Genomic DNA, 19501 nt, shown 5'->3' with positions numbered 1-19501 from the left:
CGATCAGCCGAAGAGGCCGTGAAGGAAAAAGCGGGATTCGCTTTCGTCACTGGCCGTCGGCCGCTCCTTGTAGATCCAGTAGCACACGCCGTGGCTATCCTCGGCGACGAAATAGTCGCGCGTCACGGTCTGCCCGTCCTGCCAGCCGCCTTCGATGCGCTCGCCGGGCGACACCATGCGCAGCGGCGTGCCATAGAACGGCCGATGCTGGCGCGTGAGCAGTGGTACAGGCTTGGCAAGCAGCCAGGCCGGGCGCGGCAGATCCGCCGGCAGAGGCGCCGGCTTCGGCGCGTCGCGCATCGGCACCCATCGGGCGGCCGGCTCCGGACGGTAGTCGGCCATGGGAGCGGGGACGAGCACGTTCTCGGCGCCGAGCCGCGCAGTCAGCAGTTCGAGCAGCCGCGCGTGATCCTGCGGCATGCCGCCGGGTTCCGGGAACAGCGAGTCGCTCGGCGCGGCCGCTTCCTGCACGCGACGGGCGACCAGGCGCACCGCAATCACGGGCCCGGCGAGCTCGACGTGGCCGAGCCGTTCCTTGACGAGCCGCGTGAGGTGTTCCTCGAAGCGGGTAGGCGCGCCCAACGCAATTTCGATCTCGGTCGGGGTGATCGAGTCCCGCCCGCGCTCGTGCTCGAGTAGCAGCGCGAACGCGGCGACGTCCAGTTGCTTCGCGGTGAGCCAGCCGGTCAGCTGCAGGATCAGCCGGCGCGCGACGAACAGCAGCGCCTCGGCGTGCTCGACGCGATCCATCAGTTCAACGCGCGTGTCGAACGACGGCGGCATTTCGAGCCACTCGTAGGTGGCCGGCGCGGTGCCGGCGACCTGGTCGAGCCAGTCGAGCAGCTGCGTGCCGCAGCGCTTCTTCAGCCCGGCGCGCGGCAAGCGCTGCAGATCGGCCAGCGTTTCGCAGCCGAGATCCTCAAACCAGTTCGCGTAGCGCCGGGCGTCCGGCGCCACGACGAGCGGCACGCGGGCGAGCGCGCGGCGCAGCGATCGCGCGGACAGCGCGAGGCCGCCGCGCAGGCCGCGGGCGACCATCCACGCGGCCGGACCCGACGATGCGACGGATATCGCCGCGGTGACGCCGAACGACGCGACGACGTCGCGCACGCGCTGGCGCAGCGCGCGGATGCCGTGGAACAGGCGCAAGCTCGCGGTCACGTCAAGCACCACCACGGCTTCCTCGGCGTCGACGACGCTCGGTGTGAACTGCAGGAGCGCATAGGCAACCCCAAGCACGAGCTCGCGCTCGCGCGCGGCGTCGCGCTCGCGGATCTGCGCGTCCGGCGCGAGCGACAGCACGCCACCGCGCCGCATGCCGGCGACCACGCCGAGCGCACGCGCGGCGCGATCGAGCGCCACGACTCGACCGCCCTCGAGCACGACGAGCCCGCGCGCATCGTCAGGCGATGGCGCCGGCGACCGTGGCCGGAACACTTCGAGGTTGAGGTGCGGCAGATGCACGCCGATCCAGACTTGCATGGCGGTTCAACAAAATCGGCGAGGGGGACAAGGGAACGAACAGCGGCGTATCGCGTGCCGGCCCGCGGCGCTTCACGAACGTGACTTCGATGCCGTCACGCTTCGGCGCGAGCGCGAGCCGCAAGGGTGCCGGCGACGCGTCGCGCGCGGCGGCCGCCGGCCGGAAGAGATAGAAAAGCGCCTGCCCGCTTTGCGCGGCCAGATTGAGCCGCCGCAATGCGTCCGCACGGACGTGCGGCTGCCAGAGCAGCACGGCAGCGCACGTGCCGGCACGCAGCGCCTGTTCGGCGGCCCACAGCGCGTCGGCCGTTCGCGGCGCCGGCAGCGTCACGAACCCGGACGGATCGATACCCCAATACGCGAGCGCCAGCGGTTGCAGGGAATGTGGAGGCTGGATCAGCATGATCGGCTTGCCGGCCGCGCGCGCGAGCACCGGCGCCAGCAGCCGAAGCTCGCCGATGCCCGGCTGCGGCGCGAGCAGCTCGATCAGCGCGCCGGCCGGCCAGCCGCCGCCGGGCAGTTCGGCCGTCAGTTCCGGATGGCCCGTGTCGACGCCGCGCACGCTCGAGCGCGCCAGCTGACTGGCGCGCCAAAGGGCCGGGTGGATGACTTCAGGATGGGCGAGGGCGGGGTGCATGGGGTCGGTTACGCAAAATACTGTATGTTTATACAGTATATGACAGAGATAACGCCCCACCAACCCCCGCGTTTACGCTGCGAGCTGGTGCCCGTAGTAGGGCCGCTCGCGGTCGGCCAGGATCTCGCGCAGCTGCGCGCGCCGGCTTGGATCCGGTGCGAGCCACGCGTCAACGTTCGAGGATTTAATGGGGACGATACATCGGTCGTGGCCCGCTGCCGCCACTTCCGGCGGTGGGTCGTCGGTAATCGCCGCGAACGACCACAAATCGTCGGCGCCAGGGATCTCGGTGCGGGTCCACAGGCAGGCGACTTGCATGTGTTGCGGGGGCGTCGGGTCGAAGCGAAGCACGACATTCTGGCCGTCGCGCTTCACGTTTTCGAAAAAAGCGTCGACGAGCACGAGGCCATGCGTGAAGCCGAAAACCTTGCGCCAGGCAGTGCTGAGCGAATCGGTGCGCGCGTTATAGCTCCCGGCCTTTTGCTTCTCGTCCGCTTCGGTCCAGCCCGGTATACGGCATCGATACCGCATCGGCACGACCATGCGCTTGCCGTCGACCTCGATCAGCACGGGTGCATACCAGCCGGGGAAGATTCGCGAATCACGCTCCTGCAGGTCCTGCCGGCGGAGATCGTCGAGCCCGCGCGTTGCCGCATCGATTTTGTTTCTGGCGATTCGGACGTCCTCGCTGGCCTTCTTCGTGATCTTCTCGGTCAGCTTCTTCTCAGCGACCGCCAACCGCGTCCGCTGCTCGAACAGATCGGTCTCCAGCTCGCGTGTTCGCTGGCTTCGATACGCGGCGATCGCGGCCGAGATTTCATCATCCACGCCGGCGAACGCGGCGTCGACCGCTTTCGGGATCTTGATGTCGACCCCGGATGCGCGCGCGAAGAAGATGCGCCTGAACGTCTCGATGTCCATGTCGGCGCCGTAGAGGCGCACGTACTCTCGGTAGTTGGCTTGGATCTTGGCGGAATAGCACATCATCGACCCCATCAATTTCCCGTTTTCGCAAGAGTAGCGCATTGAGTCCATCGCCGTCGCCGGTCAGTTATAGTGGCGGCTAGAAATTGTCGGAGGATAAAGTGGCGAACGCTATTGAACGACGTCAGGCCTTGATTCGTCGTCGAATTTTGAGCATAGGCTCGTTGTTATGCGTCGTGCTTTGCATCGCAGTAGTTGCCGCTGCATTTAATGAATGGCGGAGTACGTACGCTGCTGCGCGACGATCTGCTGAGATCGTTGCCAAATCGTATGCCGTGCACCTGGAGAAAGTGCTGGCGAATGCCGACGCGCTTACTGGGGTGATTCGATATGAGTATGATCGGGCACCTGCGGCATTCGATCTGCGATCGCTCATTGATGGGGCTGCCATTACTCCGGACTCCGCCGCACAGATCACTCTTGTCGGGGCAGACGGCAAGGTGCTGCAAACCTGGCCTCACGCTCTAAGCAAGCCGATCTATGTTAGCGATCGCCCGCATTTTGTATTCCACAAGAATAATTCTGATGCGGCCTTGTATATCGGGGCGCCAGTAAAGGGGCGAGTCTCTGGTGACGTGACAATCCAATTCAGCCGACGTTTGGTCAAGACCGACGGCGGCTTTGCGGGCGTAGTTGTGACATCCGAGCACCCGGAATACCTGTCCCAAGGCTTTCTTAGTCGCGCAAACGTTGGCGAACATGGGGCGTTGGTCGCGTTCCTCGGCAATGGTACTTTGCTTGCGCGGTCGCAACCTGGCGCGCCTGCCACGGCTACAGGCCCAGGTTTCTCTACGTACCTCGACAATTCAGATGTCCGATCTGGTGAACTGACCGATCCAGTCGATCGGTCAACGAGAATCTTTGCCTACGCCCATGTCGACGGATATCCGGTGATCGCAGCTGTGGCATTGTCGAAGGACGAAGCAATGCTGCCATTTCGCGGGCATCTGGGCGCATACGTGGCCTGTCTGGCACTTCTCTTGATGATCGTCTCGGTAGCAACGCTCTTGGCGGTGCGCCATGCAAGCAAACTGATCCACGCCGAGGAGGAGATGCGCAAGGCAGCGGAAACGGATCCTCTGACCGAGTTGGAAAATCGACGTAGTTTTCGGGACGCGATTGATGCGCACTGCGCGCACGTCCCGGTCGCGGCCAATTCAATCGCCTTGGTCACTCTAGATTTGCGAGATTTCGGGCGGGTGAATGACTTGCTTGGTCAGGATGCCGGCGATGCGTTGCTGAGGCTTGTTGCCGATCGACTGCGAGGTGTTGCTGCTGACAGCATACGGGTAGCGCGCGTTGGTGGTGACGAGTTCAGCTTGCTGATTCAAGATCACGATGCATTGTCGAAGGCGTTCGGGACGGCCCGGCTTATCGTCGAAGCCTTTTCGATGGCGTTCGGTTTGCGCGGCCACACCTATTTGATGAAGGTTTCCATTGGCATAGCGTCGCTCGAGTTGTCGCCGACAGCCGGGGCAGACTTATGGCGGAACGCAAACCGTGCAATGGCCGAGGCAAAGAGCGCAGCCGCGAACTCCGGCGAGAGCGAGGTGCGCATCTATACAGACGCGATGGCGCATCGGCTAGATCTCGACGATGACGATTTTCGGGAGCTGTTGCAGGCAATGGAGCGCCGGGCACTGGTGATTCGATATGAACCGATTGTCGAGGCGGAATTCCGTCGGTTGATTGCGCTGCGCGCGTCGTTGACGTGGCCGAGATCAGTTGACGATGTGCGTGAGGAGGTGCAGCTGCACGAGCTTGCTGATAGGCATGATCTCCTGTTCCGATTGGGAACCTATCAGCTAAACGAAGTATGTACTCGCGACGCGAACATTCAAATCCCGACGTATACGGCGATCCCTGCGGCTGTTGTCCTTCAGGGCGACCTGGATCAGCTTCTTGCGTACATCGAGGCGACGCACGCGTTCGATAGCCATCGCCTGCGCCTTGGCATTTCTCAACCCGGCGATCTCATTGGGCACCCGCGCGCAATCCAGACGCTGAAGCAGCTTCGCGAGCGGGGCGTAGAGATCTATGCGGCGAATATAACGGGCGATGATTGGTCAATCTCCATCGTCCGTTTGTTGCCGCTTGCTGGTGTCGAGGTTGGAGGACAGCTGCTGGCCGCAGCGGCGGAGGATAAAGTTGCGGAGTCGATGCTTAGTGGCATTTTGACAACGTGTGCTGAACTCGGGCTGAAAATTCAAGTGGCCGGAGTGAGTAGCCTGGAACAGCTATCCCGGCTTAAGGGCTTTCCAAATGTAGTGGTATATGGGGGTCTCTTCTCCGGAGAAGAGTTCGTCGAAGTTCCGAACAACTTGGTGGAGCCACGGGGTCATGAATCGTGAGCTTCATCAGTTGTTCAGCGATACCAGCGAACATGTTGGTTCCGGTCCCGAAATAACAGTGCGGGATGGCTCGATTGCGCTGAGATTGGTCGATGGCCATGAACGCGGAGTGTTGCTGCAGCGAATCCATACGAGACGCGATGGAACCGTCGTCGTGCTGCTATTCGACGGATCCGATCGTGCCCAATTGACCGAGTTTCTGGAAAACGATCCATACAATGAGGTGCTGGCTCCGCACTACCGATCAATCGTGGACTCTGTGGAGCGACGCACCCATCGCAAGGCGAGCGTCCGCGCTATTGCGAGCATCGCCGATTGCAACAGCGAGCTGGATGTACTGACTCTGATGCGTACGGTCTGTGCAACACGTGGCGGCACTCACGCGCTGTTCCACTGGTTGTCGATGTCGACAAATTCCCCGGTCGGCGGCGCAGTGATCGACACCCACGTCATTCTGGCAGCTTGTCCGCCTAGTTGGCTGCAGGTCTACGAGCGCCGTGTGGTTACGGATCCCGTGTTGGAATATGCGCGAAGCAACGTTATGCCCGCGCGTGGCTTCGAATCCTTCGGTAGCTCGAACGGGCCGTGGTTCGCGCGCGAGGCCGCCCTATATGGGTTGCGAAGCAACGTGTTTCTCCCGGCAAATCGCGGTTCGGATGAGGGGAAGGTATTTGGCCTCTTGCACGTCAGCTCAAGCGAGGCGCGGCCAGCTGGTGAAGATACGATTTGGCAAGGCCAGCGAGAACTGCGGGGCCTCGCCGAAGAAATGCTGGACTGGCCCGCGATCAGGTTTCGGCGGGTGGCAGCGTCGCGGTATCAGTTAAGTGACGCCGAGCGAATCGTCCTGCAGTGGATTCGGCGAGGGGGGGACGCCACACATGCTGCCGCAGATCTTGCACTGACCCAGCGACAGATATACCGACTTTACAAGTCGATCAAAATCAAGATGGGTCGCGACGATATTCGCGCCTGTGCTCGCATGGCGTCCGACGCTGGTCTGATCGATCAAGTTGATTGATAAGACATAAAGGCGGCTAAAATCATGAAAAACAGTGATATAGCCATTACCTCTTACCGTCCGTTACGCTTCGTTCCGTGAGGTTTCGAGCGAATACGGAGCGGCGGAATGCCGAAAGGAAAGAGAGCCTGGATAGTGACGGCCCAGGGGTTGGCGGGCCTGCTGTTAGCGGTCGTTACGCCGATGGCGAGTCCGATCGACGTTGCGCAGGGGGCGCCAAGGCCCGAGTGGTCTATTGCGACGGCTTACCCAGCTGACACCGTTTCAGGGCAGGCGGCCGAGGATTTCGCGCGCCTGCTGAACGAGGCGGGCAAGGACGCTGCCCGTGCCGTTCCCCATTTCACCGATAAACATGGGGTTGCTGGGGTTCAGGATCGCATCAGCCGACAACCATTCGGTGTGCTTTTCGCCGGCGACTTGGCTTCCCGCGACGCAATCTTGGCGTTGTCGATTCGGCCATATGAGGTGAATTCCATTGCCGAGGCGCGCGAGATGTCGCGAGCGGCTAAACCGGCCTACCGGGCTGCCCTCGCACACCGAGATCTTGTCCTCCTTGCGGTGATACCGTGGCCACCGACTGGAATCTGGTCGCGAACAGCAATCGGTTCGCCGTCGGACTTGGTTGGCATGAGGATCCGCACATACGATGAATCGTCTCGGCGGGTGATGCAAATGCTTGGCGCCGACGTGGTTTTTCTGCCGATTCAGGAAGCACTCGACCAAATAAAAGCCGGCGGAGTTGATGCGGTAATGTCGTCCGGTGATGGTGCTGCCGGTCGAGCATATGCCGAAGTTTTGCCAAATTTCACCGCTCTCGGTTACGCGTATCCGGTTTCGTTTCTCGTTGCCAATAGGCACTTTCTCGACGGACTACCGCAGCACCAACGCGCCGTAATCTTCGCTGCCGGCCTGCAGACTGAAAAACACGCATGGGAGCGGTTGCCTGAGCGTGTGCGCCAGAACTACCAAGGCATGGCCGCTAGCGGTGTAACCGTTCGTGATCCCGCGCCCCGAGAACTTCTCGATGCGATTTCTCGCGCCGCTAAGGACGATAGTCGCAACTCGTTGTTGAGCGACTATGAAACGGCGCAGATGTTGACGCAGTTCCGGGCGTGCAAACCGCGGGCATGCCGAGCTTGTGCGGCTGTTGCTGATACAGAGGTAACCCGATGAATTCAGCGAGAAAGAGTGCGATCACCCTGATCGTGGTCGCTGTAGGTTATGTCCTCGCCGTCATTGTTGGGACGGGTGGAGCTTCAAATTCGTCTTCGATGACCACGCTCACCGTCGAAAACGGCGGTTCTCGATGCGAGTACGACAACGTGTACATCGGTGATGGTGCATTGCGTATTCATAAGCACTGCAGTCGATTTGATCAAGAGGGGCAGTCCAATGCGCAAGATTGATTTGAACATCGACCTTGGAGAGGGGAGCGGCAATGACCTTGCATTGCTCGACTACGCGACGTCAGTGAACATTGCGTGCGGTTGGCATGCGGGCGATCCGTTGACGATGAGGACCGTCGTAAAAGCGGCCCTGAAGCGCGGAATCGCGGTGGGTGCGCATCCGGGCTACCCGGATCGAGAGCACTTCGGCCGCCGATCGATGGAACTGACATACGAAGAGATTTACGCGGGCGTGCAGTATCAGATCGGTGCACTGGATGGAATTGTGCGAGCGTTCGGGGGACGTGTGGCACACGTAAAGCCCCACGGGGCGCTATACAACGACGCGGAAAAGAGCGTCGCGGTCTGCCGAGCAATCGTTTGCTCCGTGCGCGACCTGGATCCGTCGCTTGTGATTTATGGGTTGGCGGGTGGCCAGCTTGTTCGCCTCGCCCGCGAGCTCGGCATGCACGCCTGTGACGAGGCCTTCGCGGATCGTGGCTATGCGGCCGATGGACGCTTGCTGCCGAGGGCCGAACCCGGCGCAGTCATCCATGACGTCAACGAAGTGACTCGCCGAGTGAGTGATTTGATAGAAACGGGTACGGTGCGAGCGCGTGATGGGAATCGAATCAGGCTATCGCCTCAGACCTTATGCCTGCATGGTGATGGCGAGCACGCGATCATTTTTGCGCAGACAGTGCACGCGGCACTGCGCGGCGCGCCTCCCAGGCAAGTCAACTAGCTGTCACTATCCAGAAGTTTCTGGAGACGCTTCGCAACAGTTTCAAGCTCATTGACGGTCAAAAGATTTGGCAACGAGATTTGCTGTAGCACCTTCGCCAGTTGCTCCGTGCTTAGCGGGGCTGGCTTCGCGGGCTCGCCCGATTTACGGGCCAGAGAGGCGCTAAGTTGAGCAACTAGCTCACCATTCAAAGAGCGGCCGCTTTCCTGGGCCGCCTCTTTGAGCTGAAGGTAGACGGACCACGGGAGTCGGAATTGGGAGCGGTAAGTGTCATCCATAGGTGGAGTATTTGACACTACGCAGACACCATCGTATAGTGACGCAAAACATCACTCGGAGTGACTAATTTCATGGAGGATGTAGTGCGGTCGCAATGTCGATTGCCGGTAGAGGTCGACCGATGGCTCAAGTCACGGGCTAAGGTCGAGGGGCGATCCAAGAATGCGCAACTCGTGAGCGAACTGAAAAAGTTGATGGCCGCCGATTTGGCGAAAACAGAGACGGCGAACGACTCCGAGAACGGAGGGAGTGCTTGAAGCGGTTGATGTCGGTGTTGGCGCACTGACATCAACCTGACCATTACGCAGTAACTGTGAGGAAAACAGGAATGGCTACGTCCATTGTAGCGCATTGGTCCCGTCGCGCGACCAAGGTAAACCTGCACGCGTTCGCTGTTGCGGCCGCACTGCTCGCGCCCGCCGCGCCGGCGCACGCTGACGGCTGGGGCTGTCAGGTAATGCTGTGTCTCTCTGACCCCCGCGGCCCCGAGCACGAGGGCGAATGTGTGCCTCCCATCGAAAAGCTCTGGGACGAACTCAGCCATGGCCACCCGTTCCCGACCTGCAACCTGATGGAAAGCTGGGACGCTCTGCCCGAGGAGTTTCGTCGCGCCATTCCGGACGATGTTATTCAACTGGTGAAGTCGACCACGATCACCGGGGGCAACAGTGGTGCGAGCGGCTCATTCTGCCCGTATGACCTGATGTACTACAGCAACCTCTACGGGCCAGCTTGCCGCGCCCACAGCGTTATACAGGTCAAGCTCAACGGTCAGGTCTTTACGCGTGTCTGGTGGAACATCGTCGGCGGCCTCGGCACGAAATCCAGTTCGCGCACCGAATACTTCGGCGGCGGCTCGACCACCCCCTTCTACGATCCCGCCGAAAGCGCGAAGCGCTGGATCGACGACCAAGAGAACAACCGTAGCGGCATTGGGAACAACGGCTCGCCGTCGCCCTGGTTCGGGCTCGGCAACCTTCACTGACTGATCCTCCTGGAGGACCAAGCCATGTCACTGACCACCGCAGAACAACAAGCACTCCTAAATGCGTCGTTCGAAGGCGCGGATGCCGTCGATGCGCTGACCGAAGTCCTGCGTCTGGCGCACCCAAATGCGTTTCATACGCAGGATTCGCTGAGCATGCGTCGCTTTTTCGATCAACCGAAGAATGACCTGCCGCATCGGGGCTATGTGCGCGCGTGTGTGACCGGATCGGAGAAGCGATAAGCATGGCGCGCCTCTACATCGCCGAGAAGCCGTCTCTTGCGAAGGACGTGATGGCAGTGCTCGACGACCGCCCGTTGCGCAATGGTGCGGCCTACAAGGTTGGCGACGACTTCTTCGTGCCGCTGAAGGGTCACATCTTGGCCCAGGCGATGCCCGATTTCTATCTTCCTGACGATGTCCCGCTCAACAGGAATGGGAAAAAAATCTGGCGCGCGAGCGATCTGCCAGTTATCCCTTCGACGTGGGTTCTGGAGCCGCAAGAGGAGCATGCGCCGATTCTGGAAGCCATCCGCCAGCTGCTGACCAACGTGGACGAGGTTGTGCATCTGGGCGACCCGGATGCCGAGGGCCAGCTGTTGGTCGACGAGGTACTGGAATACTTGGGCAACACGTTGCCGGTCAAGCGGCTGCTGGTGAACAACAACAACCCGAACGAGATCCGCAATGCGCTCGCGAATCTGCGCGACAACGACGAGCCGGAATTCCGTGCTTGGTATCGCTGGGCGCTTGCGCGTAGCCGATACGACTGGCTGTTCGGTTTGAACTTCACGCGAGCCGCAACCTGTCGCGCGCAATCGCTTGGCTTCGATGCGTTGCTGAGTGTCGGCAGTGTGCAAACCCCCGTGCTGCAGATCGTGTTCGAGCGCGACGACAAGATCGAACGCTTCACGGCGACGTCGTACTTCCTGTTGTCTGCGCAGCTGCAGCACGCGAAGGGAGCCTTTATCGCGAAGTGGCGGGCCGCTGACGATCAACGAGGCCTGGACGCGGACCGACGGCTAGTCGATTCCGACGTCGCCGCCGCGCTCGCGCAAAGCCTGACAAATGCCCCGGCGTCGGTGAGCGCATTCGAGCGCAAGCCGGCGCGCGATTTGGCGCCGCTCCCGCTGTCGCTGAACGAGCTGACGGTCGAGGCGTGCCGTCGCTTCGGTTGCACGGCGGCCGAAGTGCTGGAGGCCGCCCAGGAGCTTTACGACCGCTACAAGCTTACGACCTATCCGCGTACCGAGAACCGCTACCTGGCCGAAGCGCAGCACGGCGAGGCGCCCGACGTGCTGGCTGCGCTCGCCGCGAACCGCACGGATCTCGCCCCGCTCGTCGATCGCGCGGATCCGACGCTGCGCTCGCGCGCATTCGATGACAAGAAGATGGAGGGCAACCCACACCACGGCATCGTGCCGACGGCCCGCCGAGCGGACCTGAGCACGCTGACGCCGCTCCAGCACCAGGTCTATGACCTGATCGTCCGCTACTACCTCGTGCAGTTCTATCCGGCCGCGACGTTTATGCAGACGTCGATCGAAGTTGAATCCGCCGGCAATCGCCTGATCGCGGGCGGTCGCACGCCCGTTTCCAGCGGTTGGCTTGCGGTGCTGAAGCCGTCCGAGCCTGAACCGGGCGACGACGTGCAGATGTTGCCGGAGCTGGCGGTGGGTGACCAGCTGCTGGTGATCGACGTTGACCTGCAGGCGAAAGAAACGCGGCCGCCCGCGCGGTTTGATGAGGCCGCGTTGATCGACGCCATGATCGACCTGCACAAATACACGGACGATCCGGCCGCCAAGGCGCGCCTCAAAGCGGGCAAGGGGATCGGTACGAGCGCGACACGCGCCGAAATCATCGCAGAGCATCGCGAACGCGGCTTCCTGGTGCCTGTGAAGGGTTCAAAGACTCGCTTCATGACCAGCCCGACCGCCCGCGCGCTGCTCGCCGCATTGCCGGAGCCGGTCAAGGATCCGACGGTAGCCGGCATGTTCAAGATCGCGCTCGACGCAGTGGCCGCCGGCGAAATGACGTTCGACGCGTTCATGCAGCGCAGCGAAAAGATGGTTACGCGGATTGTCGGAGTGATCGCGGAGGCGCCCATGCAACTGCCGGGCGCGAAGCCGTGCCCGGTGTGCAAGACCGGCCACTTGCGTCGGATCAACGGAAATGACGGCCCCTTTTGGGGGTGCTCGAACTACAAGGCCGAGCAGCCATGCAAGGCGTCATATCCCGATGCGAACGGCACACCGAACCTCGCGCCGAAGCGCAAGAAACCGCGAGGCGGTTTCGCGATGGGCGGCTGGATCTAACAACAGAGAGAGGGCATGCAATGAACAGGATTTTCGGATTGATTCGAGCAAGCGTGCGAGCGCTGCTGATCTTCATCGTCGTGACGGCGATGTTTGGCGTCGTGTACTGGCTGATCGAACGGCGCTCGATCAACGACCTGGTCGGCGCTGGCCTGGTGGCGTGCGGTTGGTTTGCGATCGCATTCTTGATGTGGAAGCGCGGTTGGCCGCGCGATGACGCGGAGTGGTGAGATATGGGCACGAATACAAAGTGCATTCATCGGGTCGGCAGCGCCATATGGATCACGTTGACCTTGCTTCTCGAACTCGGCTGGGGCGCATTGGTGTATGCCTTGCCGCAGTTAGTGCCGGACGTGCAAGTCTCGCTGCTCATGGCCCTTGGAATCACCGGGATGCTTCTTATGGTGACGCTCGCTGGCGCCATCGCGATTCCATTTCTCGTGTTGATCGCGGTGGACGAAGGGATTGCACGGCTGTGCACGGCACCGGAAAAGGAGCGCGCATGATGCCCGTCGACTTCGCGATGCTGGCGCAACAGTGTGCGCCGTCCGTGCATCCGACCACCCTGCAGGCGGTCGTCAAGACGGAATCTGGTTTCAATCCGTATGCGATCGGCGTGGTTGGGGGCCGTCTCGCGCGTCAGCCGCGTTCGCGCGATGAGGCGGTGGCAACCGCGCGTGCGCTCGAGGCGGCTGGCTGGAATTACAGCATGGGACTCGCGCAAGTCAACCGCGCAAACCTTCGCTTCTACGGGCTCACGTCCGAAACCGTGTTCGACCCATGCGCGAATTTGCGCGCAGGCGGCGCCATCCTCGCCGGCTGCTACACGCGTGCAATGGCCGGTGGCCGCGTGCCGCAAGACGCAGTGCGCGCGGCGCTCAGCTGCTACTACAGCGGCAACTTCACGCGCGGCTTCAAACGGGATTTTGGCGGCACGAGTTACGTGCAGCGCGTGGCCGCGAACGCAACGAGCGTCGGCGCCAGTGGGACGGTCGTGCCACCGATCGCAGTCGTACCGGACGGTGTGGCCCCAGCTTCGCGTGGCGCAGCGCGGCCGGCGCGCCTGCGACGGGCCGACGATTCATCTACAACCGGGGCCGATCGTGGCCGCGAGACAGACCATCACCCCGCCTGGGACGCCCTGGGCGATTTTTAACGGAGCATCCGATGAAGATGAGTTTCCCTAAAGCCACACTGAATCGAGTCGCGGCAACGCTGCGTCCGAGTGTCGTAGTGCCGGCGCTGGTCGACGGAGCTGCACCGCAACGCGTGAGTGCCGCCCGCCGCGTTGCGGCCGGCGTTGTCATGTCGGTAGCCGCGCACGCTGCATACGCCGGAGGCGGCCTGAATGCCGGCACGCAAGCCGTCAGTACCTTCACAACCTGGTTTTATAGCCTTGCTGGTATCGGTGCTGGCGCCTACCTGGTTTGGCAAGGTGTGCAGTGCTGGAGCAACAAAGCGGACTGGATTCACGATTTCGGCGGCGGCATCGCGAAGGTGGCGGGTGTCGGCTCCGCTCTCGTGCTGGCTGGCTGGGCTTTTGGTCTGTTCGGCTGATCGCCATGGAAGATGAACGCACGCTGTATCCGTCCTATGCGGGCCTGAACCGTGTCGCGATGATCGGGGGCGTCCCGATGTTTCCGGCGCTGATCATCGGGTGCACCTCGCTGATCGCCAGCATGATCGGCGGCTTCGTGCTCGGTCCAGGCGGCCTGTTGATCGGCTCGGCCGGCGTGCCGATCTTCATGTTCTTCCGGTTCGTCTGCGAAACGGACGACCAGGCGCTGCGCCTGTTCTGGCTGGAGTTCCGCTGCTGGTTCGATCGCCGACGCGTGTCGGTATTCGGCAAAACCTACACGCTTGCGCCGATGCGTTATGGCCGTGACGTCGGCGTCTACACACGCTCGTTCGCGCGTGGCAAGGATCTGGAGCGCTTCGAGGCGCTGCGTCAAAGCCTGCTTACGCAGGTACAGGAGGATAACGATGAGTAACCGCCATACCATCCCGCACGCCGGCGGTGCCGTGAGTGTGTGGCCGGTCGAGCTGGGCCACACGATGGTCATAGGCACCACCGGCGCGGGTAAGAGTACCAGCGCCGCGCTTTACGACATGCTGCGCCTGACCGAGACGGAGTTTGGCCTCGTTAAGGGGCAGCCCGATACCGGGGCAGCAGGAGACGAAGCATGCGCGTAACGAACGATCTGAACCGACTCGTCGCAGGCGCGGAGGATAAGCTGCCGCGTATTGGTCGCCCGGTGTCGGTGACCACGACGAGCATCGACAACGGCGGTGCGATGATGGTGCTGCGCGTGAACGGCGTGCCGTTCGAATCGGTCAGCCGCGGCGAGATCGAGGCGCGCTACGACAGTTGGAATCGCCAGCTGGCCGCGATGACGCTGGAAAAGGGCAATCGCCTGTCGCTGTGGAGCACGTTCCGCCGGCGTCGCGTGTCGTTTGGCGACGAGTACCGCTTCTACAACCCATTCATCCAGCAAGCCGTCGACAAGTACCTACAGCGTTTCCGTAAGCACCATCATTACGAGAACAGCTTCTACATTAGCGCGATCCTGCAGGGCGACGACCTGGACGAGTCGGTGCGTGAGCTCGAGGAACTGGGCGAGTCGTTGACGAAGTCGCTGATCGCCTACGATCCGCAGCCGCTCGAAACATACGAGCACAACGGAATCCTGTTCTCGGAACCGTATCAGTTCATCGGCGAGCTGGTGAACGGCATCGACGAGCGCGTGCCGGTTACGCAGGCAACAGGGCGAGATCTGATTCCGACGTCGCATCTGCATTTTCATTACGACACGGTCGAGATCCGCACGGACCGCTCGACTCGCTTTGCGACCTGCTACGACCTGAAGGATTTCCCGAAGGCTGGATGGGGGCAAACGAATCCGTTGCTGACATTGCCGGTCGAGTTCACGTTCACGCAGAGCTTTGGCTGCCTGAGCACCGCCGAAGCGATGGACGCGATTCAGGCGCAGATCAACAACCTGGAGTCCGTCGAAGACAAGGCCACGCATCAGATCAGCGAGCTGAAGGAAGCACTCGCGCTGATCGCCGGCCGCGATCTCGCGTTTGGCGACTATCACGGTGCGCTCATCGTATATGGTGATACGGCGGAAGCGGCGATCAGCAACGGTGCGTATGTGACCAGCCGGGCGCTGAACGATTGCGGCTTCAAGTTCGTGAAGGCAACTGCCTCGGCACCGTACACGTATATGAGCCAGGTTCCCGGATTCAAGACGAAACCGCGGCCAATGCCGAAGTCGACCCGTAACCTCGCGTCGTCGTTTTCGATGCATACGTATTCGGCGGGCAAGGCTCGCGGCAATCCGCTCGGTGACGGCTCGGCACTCATGCCGGTGCAGACGGTTGCGAAGAGCTTGTTCAGCTTGAACTGCCACGCGTCGCGCCTCGACGAGAACAGCGTCGGCGAGAAGGTTGCCGGCCACACCCTGATTCTCGGCTCGACCGGCACCGGTAAGACGACGCTCGAGACGATGCTGCTCGCCTTTCTCGAGCGGTTCGACCCGAAGATCTTCGCGCTCGACCTCGACCAAGGCCTGCGGATCTTCCTCGAGGAGATGGGCGCCATCTACTACACGCTGCGCGAAGGTGAGCCGACCGGTCTTGCGCCGCTCGGCCTGCCCGATACGAAGCGCAACCGCGCGCATCTTTACGACCTGGTCGGTGCATGCTGCCGCGACGAGAACGGCAAGCTGAGCGCGGACGACCAGCGCCAGATCAAGCATGCGGTCGACACGGTCATGTCGCTGGACAACATCGAACACAAGACCTTCAGCCGCTTGATGGAGTCGATCCCGGATACCGGCGAAGAAAACAGCCTGTGGCTGCGTTTGAGCCAGTGGTGCCACGCAACTAACGGTCGATTCGCGTGGGCGCTGGACAACGAACCGAGCGCGCTGACCAACATCGCCGATGTGCGTCGAATTGGCTTTGACGTGACGGACTTCCTGAAGAAGGGCTATGCCGCCACGGAGCCGGTGCTCGCACACCTGCTGTACTTGAAAGAGCAGATGCAGCGCAAGGGCGGCCTGCTTGCGACGGTGATCGCGGAGTTCTGGCTGCCGGCCAGCTATCCGACCACGCAGGAGCTGATCCGCAAGTCGTTGAAGACCGGCCGGAAGGCGGACGAATTCCTGATCCTGGATTCGCAATCGCCGGAGGACGCGATTCAGTGTCCGGTGTTCGCCGAGATTCGAGACCTCACGGCCACGAAGATCTACCTGCCGAACCCGGATGCAACGCCGGACGGTTACAAGCTTCTGAACCTGACCGATCGTGAGTTCCGGACACTCAAGGCCCTGTCGAAGGAATCGCGCACGTTCCTGATCAAGCAGAGCAACCAGTCGGCGTTCGCGACGCTGGACCTGGCCGGCATGAACGACGAGATTGCGGTCCTATCCAGCAGTCTCGACAACGTCGCGATCTGGGAAGAATGCACGCGTGACGCGCATGGTGATACGGATCTGCGCATGCAGCTGTTCCAGGCACGTCGCAAGGGCAAGCGGGACCGCAAGCCCGAGGCCGAGGCCGCGCCGGCGGCGGAGGTCGAGTGACGATGAAACGCGATCAATTGGAGATGCTGGAGCTGCGACGCGTGTCGGCGATCGGGCCGGCGACTAGCGAGCAACTGCAGCAGTGGGCATCTGAACACGATCGGGTGTGGGATCGAAGAGTTCGCAACGGCCGAATCCTGATTGCGATTCGATTAGTCAGTCTCGTTGGGCTCGGGGTGGCCTCGGCGTGGCCATGGAAAAACTGGACTGGCCTCTTGGGTCCGGTCTTTTGCGGCTTGGTAGCAACGGTCCTGTGGCGGGCTTACAAGTCCCCGGCCAATGAACGTCCGTTCAATCCGTATCTGCCGATTGAAGTTACGCCCGCCGATCTTCAGGACCGCAACGCCGATTTCCCGGTTGCGCTGGCTTATCTCGACGCGATCCGCCATCAGCGCCGCTCGATCGTACCGCACGACCTCGACGTGCTGGAGATGGTTCGGCAGCAACAGCAGTCCCACGAAGGAGCATGACGATGAAACTCCCAATCAAGCGTCTGATTTTTACCGCTGCGCTTGGAGTTGCCACGGCCGCGCATGCGACCGGCCTTCCGGTTGTCGATGATGGTGGAAGAGCGCAAGTGGCGGCGGCGATCGAGCAGGTGAAAGCGTTGCAGGCTCAGCTGCCGGCGAACCTCGGGGCGCTGCCGTCGACCTACGCGGCAGCGGGCAAGGCCGCGTCGGCGCCCGATCAAGTAATGGTACAGCGGCGCACTGAGCGCCCGCGATATAACCGGAGAACAGGACAATGAAAACCATCCGAAAATTTATCTGCGCTGCAGCGATCGCCGCATTCTGCTCGACCCAGGCCGCGCACGCGCAGGGCATCCCCGTGCTCGATGCGTCGACTCTCGCGCAGGCGATCATTACCGTGCAGCAACTCAAGCAGCAATACATCACCATCACGAGCCAGTATCAGTCGATGATTGGCAATCGCGGCCTGGGCGACATCCTCAACAATCCGTCGCTGCGCAACTATCTGCCCGATGAATGGCAGTCGGTCTACGACGCAGTGAAGAACGGGCAGCTGAATGGCATCAGTGGCGCGGCCGACAGCATCCTGCGCCAGGAGGGATTGACTGCGTACACGCCAGGCCAGACCCGGTTGAATAACACGCTGGCCGCGAACAAGGCGATGGTGGAGCGCGCGTATCAGGCGTCGATCGACCGGCTGAACAACATCCAGCAGCTGATGCAGCAATCGAACTTGACGCAGGATCCGGCGGCGAAGGCGGATCTGCAGAACCGCTGGTCGGCGGAGATTTCGTCGATCAACGCGGACAAGATGCGTCTCGATCTGGCGGCAAAGCTGCAGGACGCCGAGAAGGAGTTTGCGCAGCAGGCCGCGCATCGTGACATGCAGCGTCGCCTGCATGACGAACCGATCGACCAGTAAGCCAGGAGCGCGGCCATGCAACTGACAATCTTTACCGATATGTTCAATGCGTTCGACAAGGACGTGCTGAACACGATCAGCACTGGCTCGGCCAAGATGATCTCGTTGATCAGTCCGCTGGTCGCTGCTGGCTTCAGCCTCTACGTGCTTCTCATTCTGGTGTCGTACTGGCGAGGCCACGAGAATCAGCCAATCGTGGATTTCCTGCTGAAGATGGCAGCGTGGGCCGCCGTGCTCACGGCGGGGATGAACATCAGCTACTACAGCGAATACGTAGTGCCGTTCTTCAACGGACTGGGCGACGATCTCAGCCGCGCCTTGATGGGGGGGAACGATCTCAGCAACGGCCTCGACACGCTGTTGAGTCTCTACTTCGACGCAATCAAGAGTTTGTACGAAGGACTCAGCATTACCGACATCGGCCTCTATATCGAGGTATCCGTGCTCGCGGCGTGCATCATTTTGGTTGGTGTTCCGTTCCTTGCTATCGCCGCCGCATACATTATCCTCGCGAAATTTGCGCTGGGATTACTGCTCGCGCTCGGCCCGGCCTTCGTTGTCGCGGCGCTGTTCCCGGCTACACGGCAGTTCTTTCAGAACTGGGTGGGACAGTGCTTGAACTACGGCATTCTCGTCGCCTTGTTCGGGGCACTCGGCGCAATCGAAGTGCGGTTCATGACATCGGTGCTGCCGACGAGCTTCAGCGCGAAGGACGTCATGCTGACCTACGCCATTGAGGGAAAGATCGTCGGCGCCGGCTTGGTGTTCATTGTCGTCTCTTTGAGCATGCCGTCTCTGGCCTCGCAACTGGCTGGTGGCGTTGGCATCTCGTCGATGGTCGGTAAGATCGGCAACGCGGCCAGTGCCGCCATGAAGGCGATGAAGTTGATGGGCGGAGGCCGAGGTGGAGCGTCGGCGCCTAGCAACTCGCTTGGCCGCGCATGATCTTGACAACTACCAGGAGAGGGTAATGAGGGCACTTCGATTCGTGACAGCAGCAACGATGGTCATCGTGACGCTGACGCAATTCGGTTGCGGAAAGAAAGACGGCGAGGAGTTTGTTGGCAACTGGGAGAAGCTCAGCGGCCGCGGCTCGCCCCAGATGGTGATCAGCCGTAATGGTGATGGGAACGACTTCTACGTCGCAAGCAAAGTGCCGAATCTCGCCGCAGAGAGCGCGAAAGATGCGTTCAGGTTGCAGCGCTCATCGGCTCTTTATGCGGACGGGAAACTGATGGTGATGGCCGGCGTGCCCGTAGCGCTGACGATCGATAAGTCATCGGGGCACCTCGTGGCCCCTGGTGCCGAATACCAGAAGAAGGGCAATTAACAACGG

General features: G+C 61.6%; 24 protein-coding genes. 20 read left to right on the top strand and 4 right to left on the bottom strand.

All coding sequences use genetic code 11. The features are described 5' to 3' along the window. Positions 1 to 3: 3 nt before the first annotated feature. The 3 genes from CFB89_RS33620 to CFB89_RS33610 form a co-directional block, all read right to left on the bottom strand. Positions 4 to 1482, bottom strand: coding sequence for a DNA polymerase Y family protein (locus CFB89_RS33620; RefSeq protein WP_179233584.1), 1479 nt, complete (start codon positions 1480 to 1482; stop codon positions 4 to 6). Then, positions 1403 to 2119 carry a translesion DNA synthesis-associated protein ImuA gene (gene imuA, locus CFB89_RS33615; RefSeq protein ID WP_089471800.1) on the bottom strand — a complete coding sequence of 239 codons (717 nt, stop codon included), beginning with the start codon at positions 2117 to 2119 and terminating at the stop codon, positions 1403 to 1405. Before imuA ends, CFB89_RS33620 begins: the two co-directional genes overlap by 80 nt. Before the next feature lie 72 nt (positions 2120 to 2191). Continuing rightward, positions 2192 to 3103, bottom strand: a complete 912-nt coding sequence (locus tag CFB89_RS33610) for an SOS response-associated peptidase family protein (protein WP_089471813.1) — start codon at positions 3101 to 3103, stop codon at positions 2192 to 2194. A 101-nt stretch (positions 3104 to 3204) separates the two neighbouring features. Between CFB89_RS33610 and CFB89_RS33605 the strand changes: the two genes are divergently transcribed. The 5 genes from CFB89_RS33605 (at position 3205) to CFB89_RS33590 (ending at position 8602) form a co-directional block, all read left to right on the top strand. Further along, positions 3205 to 5454 (top strand): diguanylate cyclase domain-containing protein, encoded by a 2250-nt coding sequence (locus tag CFB89_RS33605; protein ID WP_089471812.1) that lies wholly within the window; start codon positions 3205 to 3207, stop codon positions 5452 to 5454. Next, the gene (locus tag CFB89_RS33600; protein ID WP_089471799.1) at positions 5444 to 6472 is read left to right on the top strand and encodes a hypothetical protein; all 1029 of its coding nucleotides are present in this window, start codon (positions 5444 to 5446) and stop codon (positions 6470 to 6472) included. The genes CFB89_RS33605 and CFB89_RS33600 overlap by 11 nt, the downstream gene beginning before the upstream one ends. 108 nt (positions 6473 to 6580) lie before the next feature. Next, complete coding sequence (gene dctP / locus CFB89_RS33595; RefSeq protein ID WP_089471798.1) at positions 6581 to 7645, top strand: TRAP transporter substrate-binding protein DctP; 1065 nt, start codon at positions 6581 to 6583, stop codon at positions 7643 to 7645. Continuing rightward, a complete protein-coding gene (locus CFB89_RS34705) occupies positions 7642 to 7878 on the top strand; it encodes a hypothetical protein (RefSeq protein ID WP_144030198.1) in 237 nt (78 codons plus the stop codon). The genes dctP and CFB89_RS34705 overlap by 4 nt, the downstream gene beginning before the upstream one ends. Further along, positions 7865 to 8602 carry a 5-oxoprolinase subunit PxpA gene (locus CFB89_RS33590; protein WP_089471797.1) on the top strand — a complete coding sequence of 246 codons (738 nt, stop codon included), beginning with the start codon at positions 7865 to 7867 and terminating at the stop codon, positions 8600 to 8602. The genes CFB89_RS34705 and CFB89_RS33590 overlap by 14 nt, the downstream gene beginning before the upstream one ends. On the opposite strand, the gene CFB89_RS33585 is transcribed toward CFB89_RS33590, so the two are convergent. After that, positions 8599 to 8880 carry an Arc family DNA-binding protein gene (locus CFB89_RS33585; protein ID WP_089471796.1) on the bottom strand — a complete coding sequence of 94 codons (282 nt, stop codon included), beginning with the start codon at positions 8878 to 8880 and terminating at the stop codon, positions 8599 to 8601. The genes CFB89_RS33590 and CFB89_RS33585 overlap by 4 nt on opposite strands. Before the next feature lie 329 nt (positions 8881 to 9209). Here CFB89_RS33585 and CFB89_RS33580 point away from each other — a divergent pair, with 329 nt between their 5' ends. Genes CFB89_RS33580 through CFB89_RS33520 form a run of 15 tightly spaced genes read left to right on the top strand, consistent with a single transcriptional unit; the run spans position 9210 to position 19495 of the window. After that, positions 9210 to 9866: a hypothetical protein gene (locus CFB89_RS33580; RefSeq protein ID WP_089471795.1), complete on the top strand. Its 657-nt coding sequence runs from the start codon at positions 9210 to 9212 to the stop codon at positions 9864 to 9866. 24 nt (positions 9867 to 9890) lie between these two features. Then, the gene (locus CFB89_RS33575) at positions 9891 to 10109 is read left to right on the top strand and encodes a hypothetical protein (RefSeq protein ID WP_089471794.1); all 219 of its coding nucleotides are present in this window, start codon (positions 9891 to 9893) and stop codon (positions 10107 to 10109) included. Between the two features lie 2 nt (positions 10110 to 10111). Then, entirely contained in the window at positions 10112 to 12184 is a 2073-nt protein-coding gene (locus CFB89_RS33570; RefSeq protein WP_089471793.1) for a DNA topoisomerase, read from the top strand. Between the two features lie 20 nt (positions 12185 to 12204). Beyond that, positions 12205 to 12414 carry a hypothetical protein gene (locus tag CFB89_RS34700; RefSeq protein WP_144030197.1) on the top strand — a complete coding sequence of 70 codons (210 nt, stop codon included), beginning with the start codon at positions 12205 to 12207 and terminating at the stop codon, positions 12412 to 12414. Positions 12415 to 12417: 3 nt separating this feature from the next. After that, positions 12418 to 12690 (top strand): hypothetical protein, encoded by a 273-nt coding sequence (locus CFB89_RS33565; RefSeq protein ID WP_144030196.1) that lies wholly within the window; start codon positions 12418 to 12420, stop codon positions 12688 to 12690. Next, positions 12687 to 13340: a lytic transglycosylase domain-containing protein gene (locus CFB89_RS33560; RefSeq protein ID WP_089471791.1), complete on the top strand. Its 654-nt coding sequence runs from the start codon at positions 12687 to 12689 to the stop codon at positions 13338 to 13340. Before CFB89_RS33565 ends, CFB89_RS33560 begins: the two co-directional genes overlap by 4 nt. 11 nt (positions 13341 to 13351) lie before the next feature. After that, positions 13352 to 13741, top strand: coding sequence for a hypothetical protein (locus CFB89_RS33555; RefSeq protein ID WP_089471790.1), 390 nt, complete (start codon positions 13352 to 13354; stop codon positions 13739 to 13741). A 5-nt stretch (positions 13742 to 13746) separates the two neighbouring features. Beyond that, a complete protein-coding gene (locus CFB89_RS33550) occupies positions 13747 to 14175 on the top strand; it encodes a VirB3 family type IV secretion system protein (RefSeq protein WP_089471789.1) in 429 nt (142 codons plus the stop codon). Continuing rightward, positions 14168 to 14377: a hypothetical protein gene (locus CFB89_RS33545; RefSeq protein ID WP_089471788.1), complete on the top strand. Its 210-nt coding sequence runs from the start codon at positions 14168 to 14170 to the stop codon at positions 14375 to 14377. Before CFB89_RS33550 ends, CFB89_RS33545 begins: the two co-directional genes overlap by 8 nt. After that, complete coding sequence (locus CFB89_RS33540; RefSeq protein ID WP_089471787.1) at positions 14368 to 16773, top strand: transporter; 2406 nt, start codon at positions 14368 to 14370, stop codon at positions 16771 to 16773. The genes CFB89_RS33545 and CFB89_RS33540 overlap by 10 nt, the downstream gene beginning before the upstream one ends. 2 nt (positions 16774 to 16775) lie before the next feature. After that, positions 16776 to 17243, top strand: a complete 468-nt coding sequence (locus CFB89_RS33535) for a hypothetical protein (RefSeq protein ID WP_089471786.1) — start codon at positions 16776 to 16778, stop codon at positions 17241 to 17243. Then, entirely contained in the window at positions 17240 to 17521 is a 282-nt protein-coding gene (locus CFB89_RS34695; protein WP_144030195.1) for a hypothetical protein, read from the top strand. The genes CFB89_RS33535 and CFB89_RS34695 overlap by 4 nt, the downstream gene beginning before the upstream one ends. Continuing rightward, complete coding sequence (locus CFB89_RS33530; RefSeq protein WP_089471785.1) at positions 17518 to 18165, top strand: type IV secretion system protein; 648 nt, start codon at positions 17518 to 17520, stop codon at positions 18163 to 18165. Before CFB89_RS34695 ends, CFB89_RS33530 begins: the two co-directional genes overlap by 4 nt. 15 nt (positions 18166 to 18180) lie before the next feature. Then, positions 18181 to 19110, top strand: a complete 930-nt coding sequence (locus tag CFB89_RS33525) for a type IV secretion system protein (RefSeq protein WP_089471784.1) — start codon at positions 18181 to 18183, stop codon at positions 19108 to 19110. A gap of 25 nt (positions 19111 to 19135) precedes the next feature. Then, the gene (locus tag CFB89_RS33520; RefSeq protein WP_089471811.1) at positions 19136 to 19495 is read left to right on the top strand and encodes a hypothetical protein; all 360 of its coding nucleotides are present in this window, start codon (positions 19136 to 19138) and stop codon (positions 19493 to 19495) included. Positions 19496 to 19501: the final 6 nt, after the last annotated feature.

Origin of the sequence: Burkholderia sp. AU16741 (genome assembly GCF_002223345.1) — a bacterium.
Lineage (GTDB): Bacteria > Pseudomonadota > Gammaproteobacteria > Burkholderiales > Burkholderiaceae > Burkholderia > Burkholderia sola.
Note: the sequence above shows the minus strand (reverse complement) of the source record. Positions and strands in the feature narration are given on the sequence as shown.

Bases quoted from the DNA above. Each gene is read 5' to 3' on its own strand.
- CFB89_RS33620 (WP_179233584.1), bottom strand. From the start codon at position 1,482: ATGCAAGTCTGGATCGGCGTGCATCTGCCGCACCTCAACCTCGAAGTG.
- imuA (WP_089471800.1), bottom strand. From the start codon at position 2,119: ATGCACCCCGCCCTCGCCCATCCTGAAGTCATCCACCCGGCCCTTTGG.
- CFB89_RS33610 (WP_089471813.1), bottom strand. From the start codon at position 3,103: ATGTGCTATTCCGCCAAGATCCAAGCCAACTACCGAGAGTACGTGCGC.
- CFB89_RS33600 (WP_089471799.1), top strand. From the start codon at position 5,444: ATGAATCGTGAGCTTCATCAGTTGTTCAGCGATACCAGCGAACATGTT.
- dctP (WP_089471798.1), top strand. From the start codon at position 6,581: ATGCCGAAAGGAAAGAGAGCCTGGATAGTGACGGCCCAGGGGTTGGCG.
- CFB89_RS34705 (WP_144030198.1), top strand. From the start codon at position 7,642: ATGAATTCAGCGAGAAAGAGTGCGATCACCCTGATCGTGGTCGCTGTA.
- CFB89_RS33590 (WP_089471797.1), top strand. From the start codon at position 7,865: ATGCGCAAGATTGATTTGAACATCGACCTTGGAGAGGGGAGCGGCAAT.
- CFB89_RS33585 (WP_089471796.1), bottom strand. From the start codon at position 8,880: ATGGATGACACTTACCGCTCCCAATTCCGACTCCCGTGGTCCGTCTAC.
- CFB89_RS33580 (WP_089471795.1), top strand. From the start codon at position 9,210: ATGGCTACGTCCATTGTAGCGCATTGGTCCCGTCGCGCGACCAAGGTA.
- CFB89_RS33575 (WP_089471794.1), top strand. From the start codon at position 9,891: ATGTCACTGACCACCGCAGAACAACAAGCACTCCTAAATGCGTCGTTC.
- CFB89_RS33570 (WP_089471793.1), top strand. From the start codon at position 10,112: ATGGCGCGCCTCTACATCGCCGAGAAGCCGTCTCTTGCGAAGGACGTG.
- CFB89_RS34700 (WP_144030197.1), top strand. From the start codon at position 12,205: ATGAACAGGATTTTCGGATTGATTCGAGCAAGCGTGCGAGCGCTGCTG.
- CFB89_RS33565 (WP_144030196.1), top strand. From the start codon at position 12,418: ATGGGCACGAATACAAAGTGCATTCATCGGGTCGGCAGCGCCATATGG.
- CFB89_RS33560 (WP_089471791.1), top strand. From the start codon at position 12,687: ATGATGCCCGTCGACTTCGCGATGCTGGCGCAACAGTGTGCGCCGTCC.
- CFB89_RS33555 (WP_089471790.1), top strand. From the start codon at position 13,352: ATGAAGATGAGTTTCCCTAAAGCCACACTGAATCGAGTCGCGGCAACG.
- CFB89_RS33550 (WP_089471789.1), top strand. From the start codon at position 13,747: ATGGAAGATGAACGCACGCTGTATCCGTCCTATGCGGGCCTGAACCGT.
- CFB89_RS33545 (WP_089471788.1), top strand. From the start codon at position 14,168: ATGAGTAACCGCCATACCATCCCGCACGCCGGCGGTGCCGTGAGTGTG.
- CFB89_RS33540 (WP_089471787.1), top strand. From the start codon at position 14,368: ATGCGCGTAACGAACGATCTGAACCGACTCGTCGCAGGCGCGGAGGAT.
- CFB89_RS33535 (WP_089471786.1), top strand. From the start codon at position 16,776: ATGAAACGCGATCAATTGGAGATGCTGGAGCTGCGACGCGTGTCGGCG.
- CFB89_RS34695 (WP_144030195.1), top strand. From the start codon at position 17,240: ATGACGATGAAACTCCCAATCAAGCGTCTGATTTTTACCGCTGCGCTT.
- CFB89_RS33530 (WP_089471785.1), top strand. From the start codon at position 17,518: ATGAAAACCATCCGAAAATTTATCTGCGCTGCAGCGATCGCCGCATTC.
- CFB89_RS33525 (WP_089471784.1), top strand. From the start codon at position 18,181: ATGCAACTGACAATCTTTACCGATATGTTCAATGCGTTCGACAAGGAC.
- CFB89_RS33520 (WP_089471811.1), top strand. From the start codon at position 19,136: ATGAGGGCACTTCGATTCGTGACAGCAGCAACGATGGTCATCGTGACG.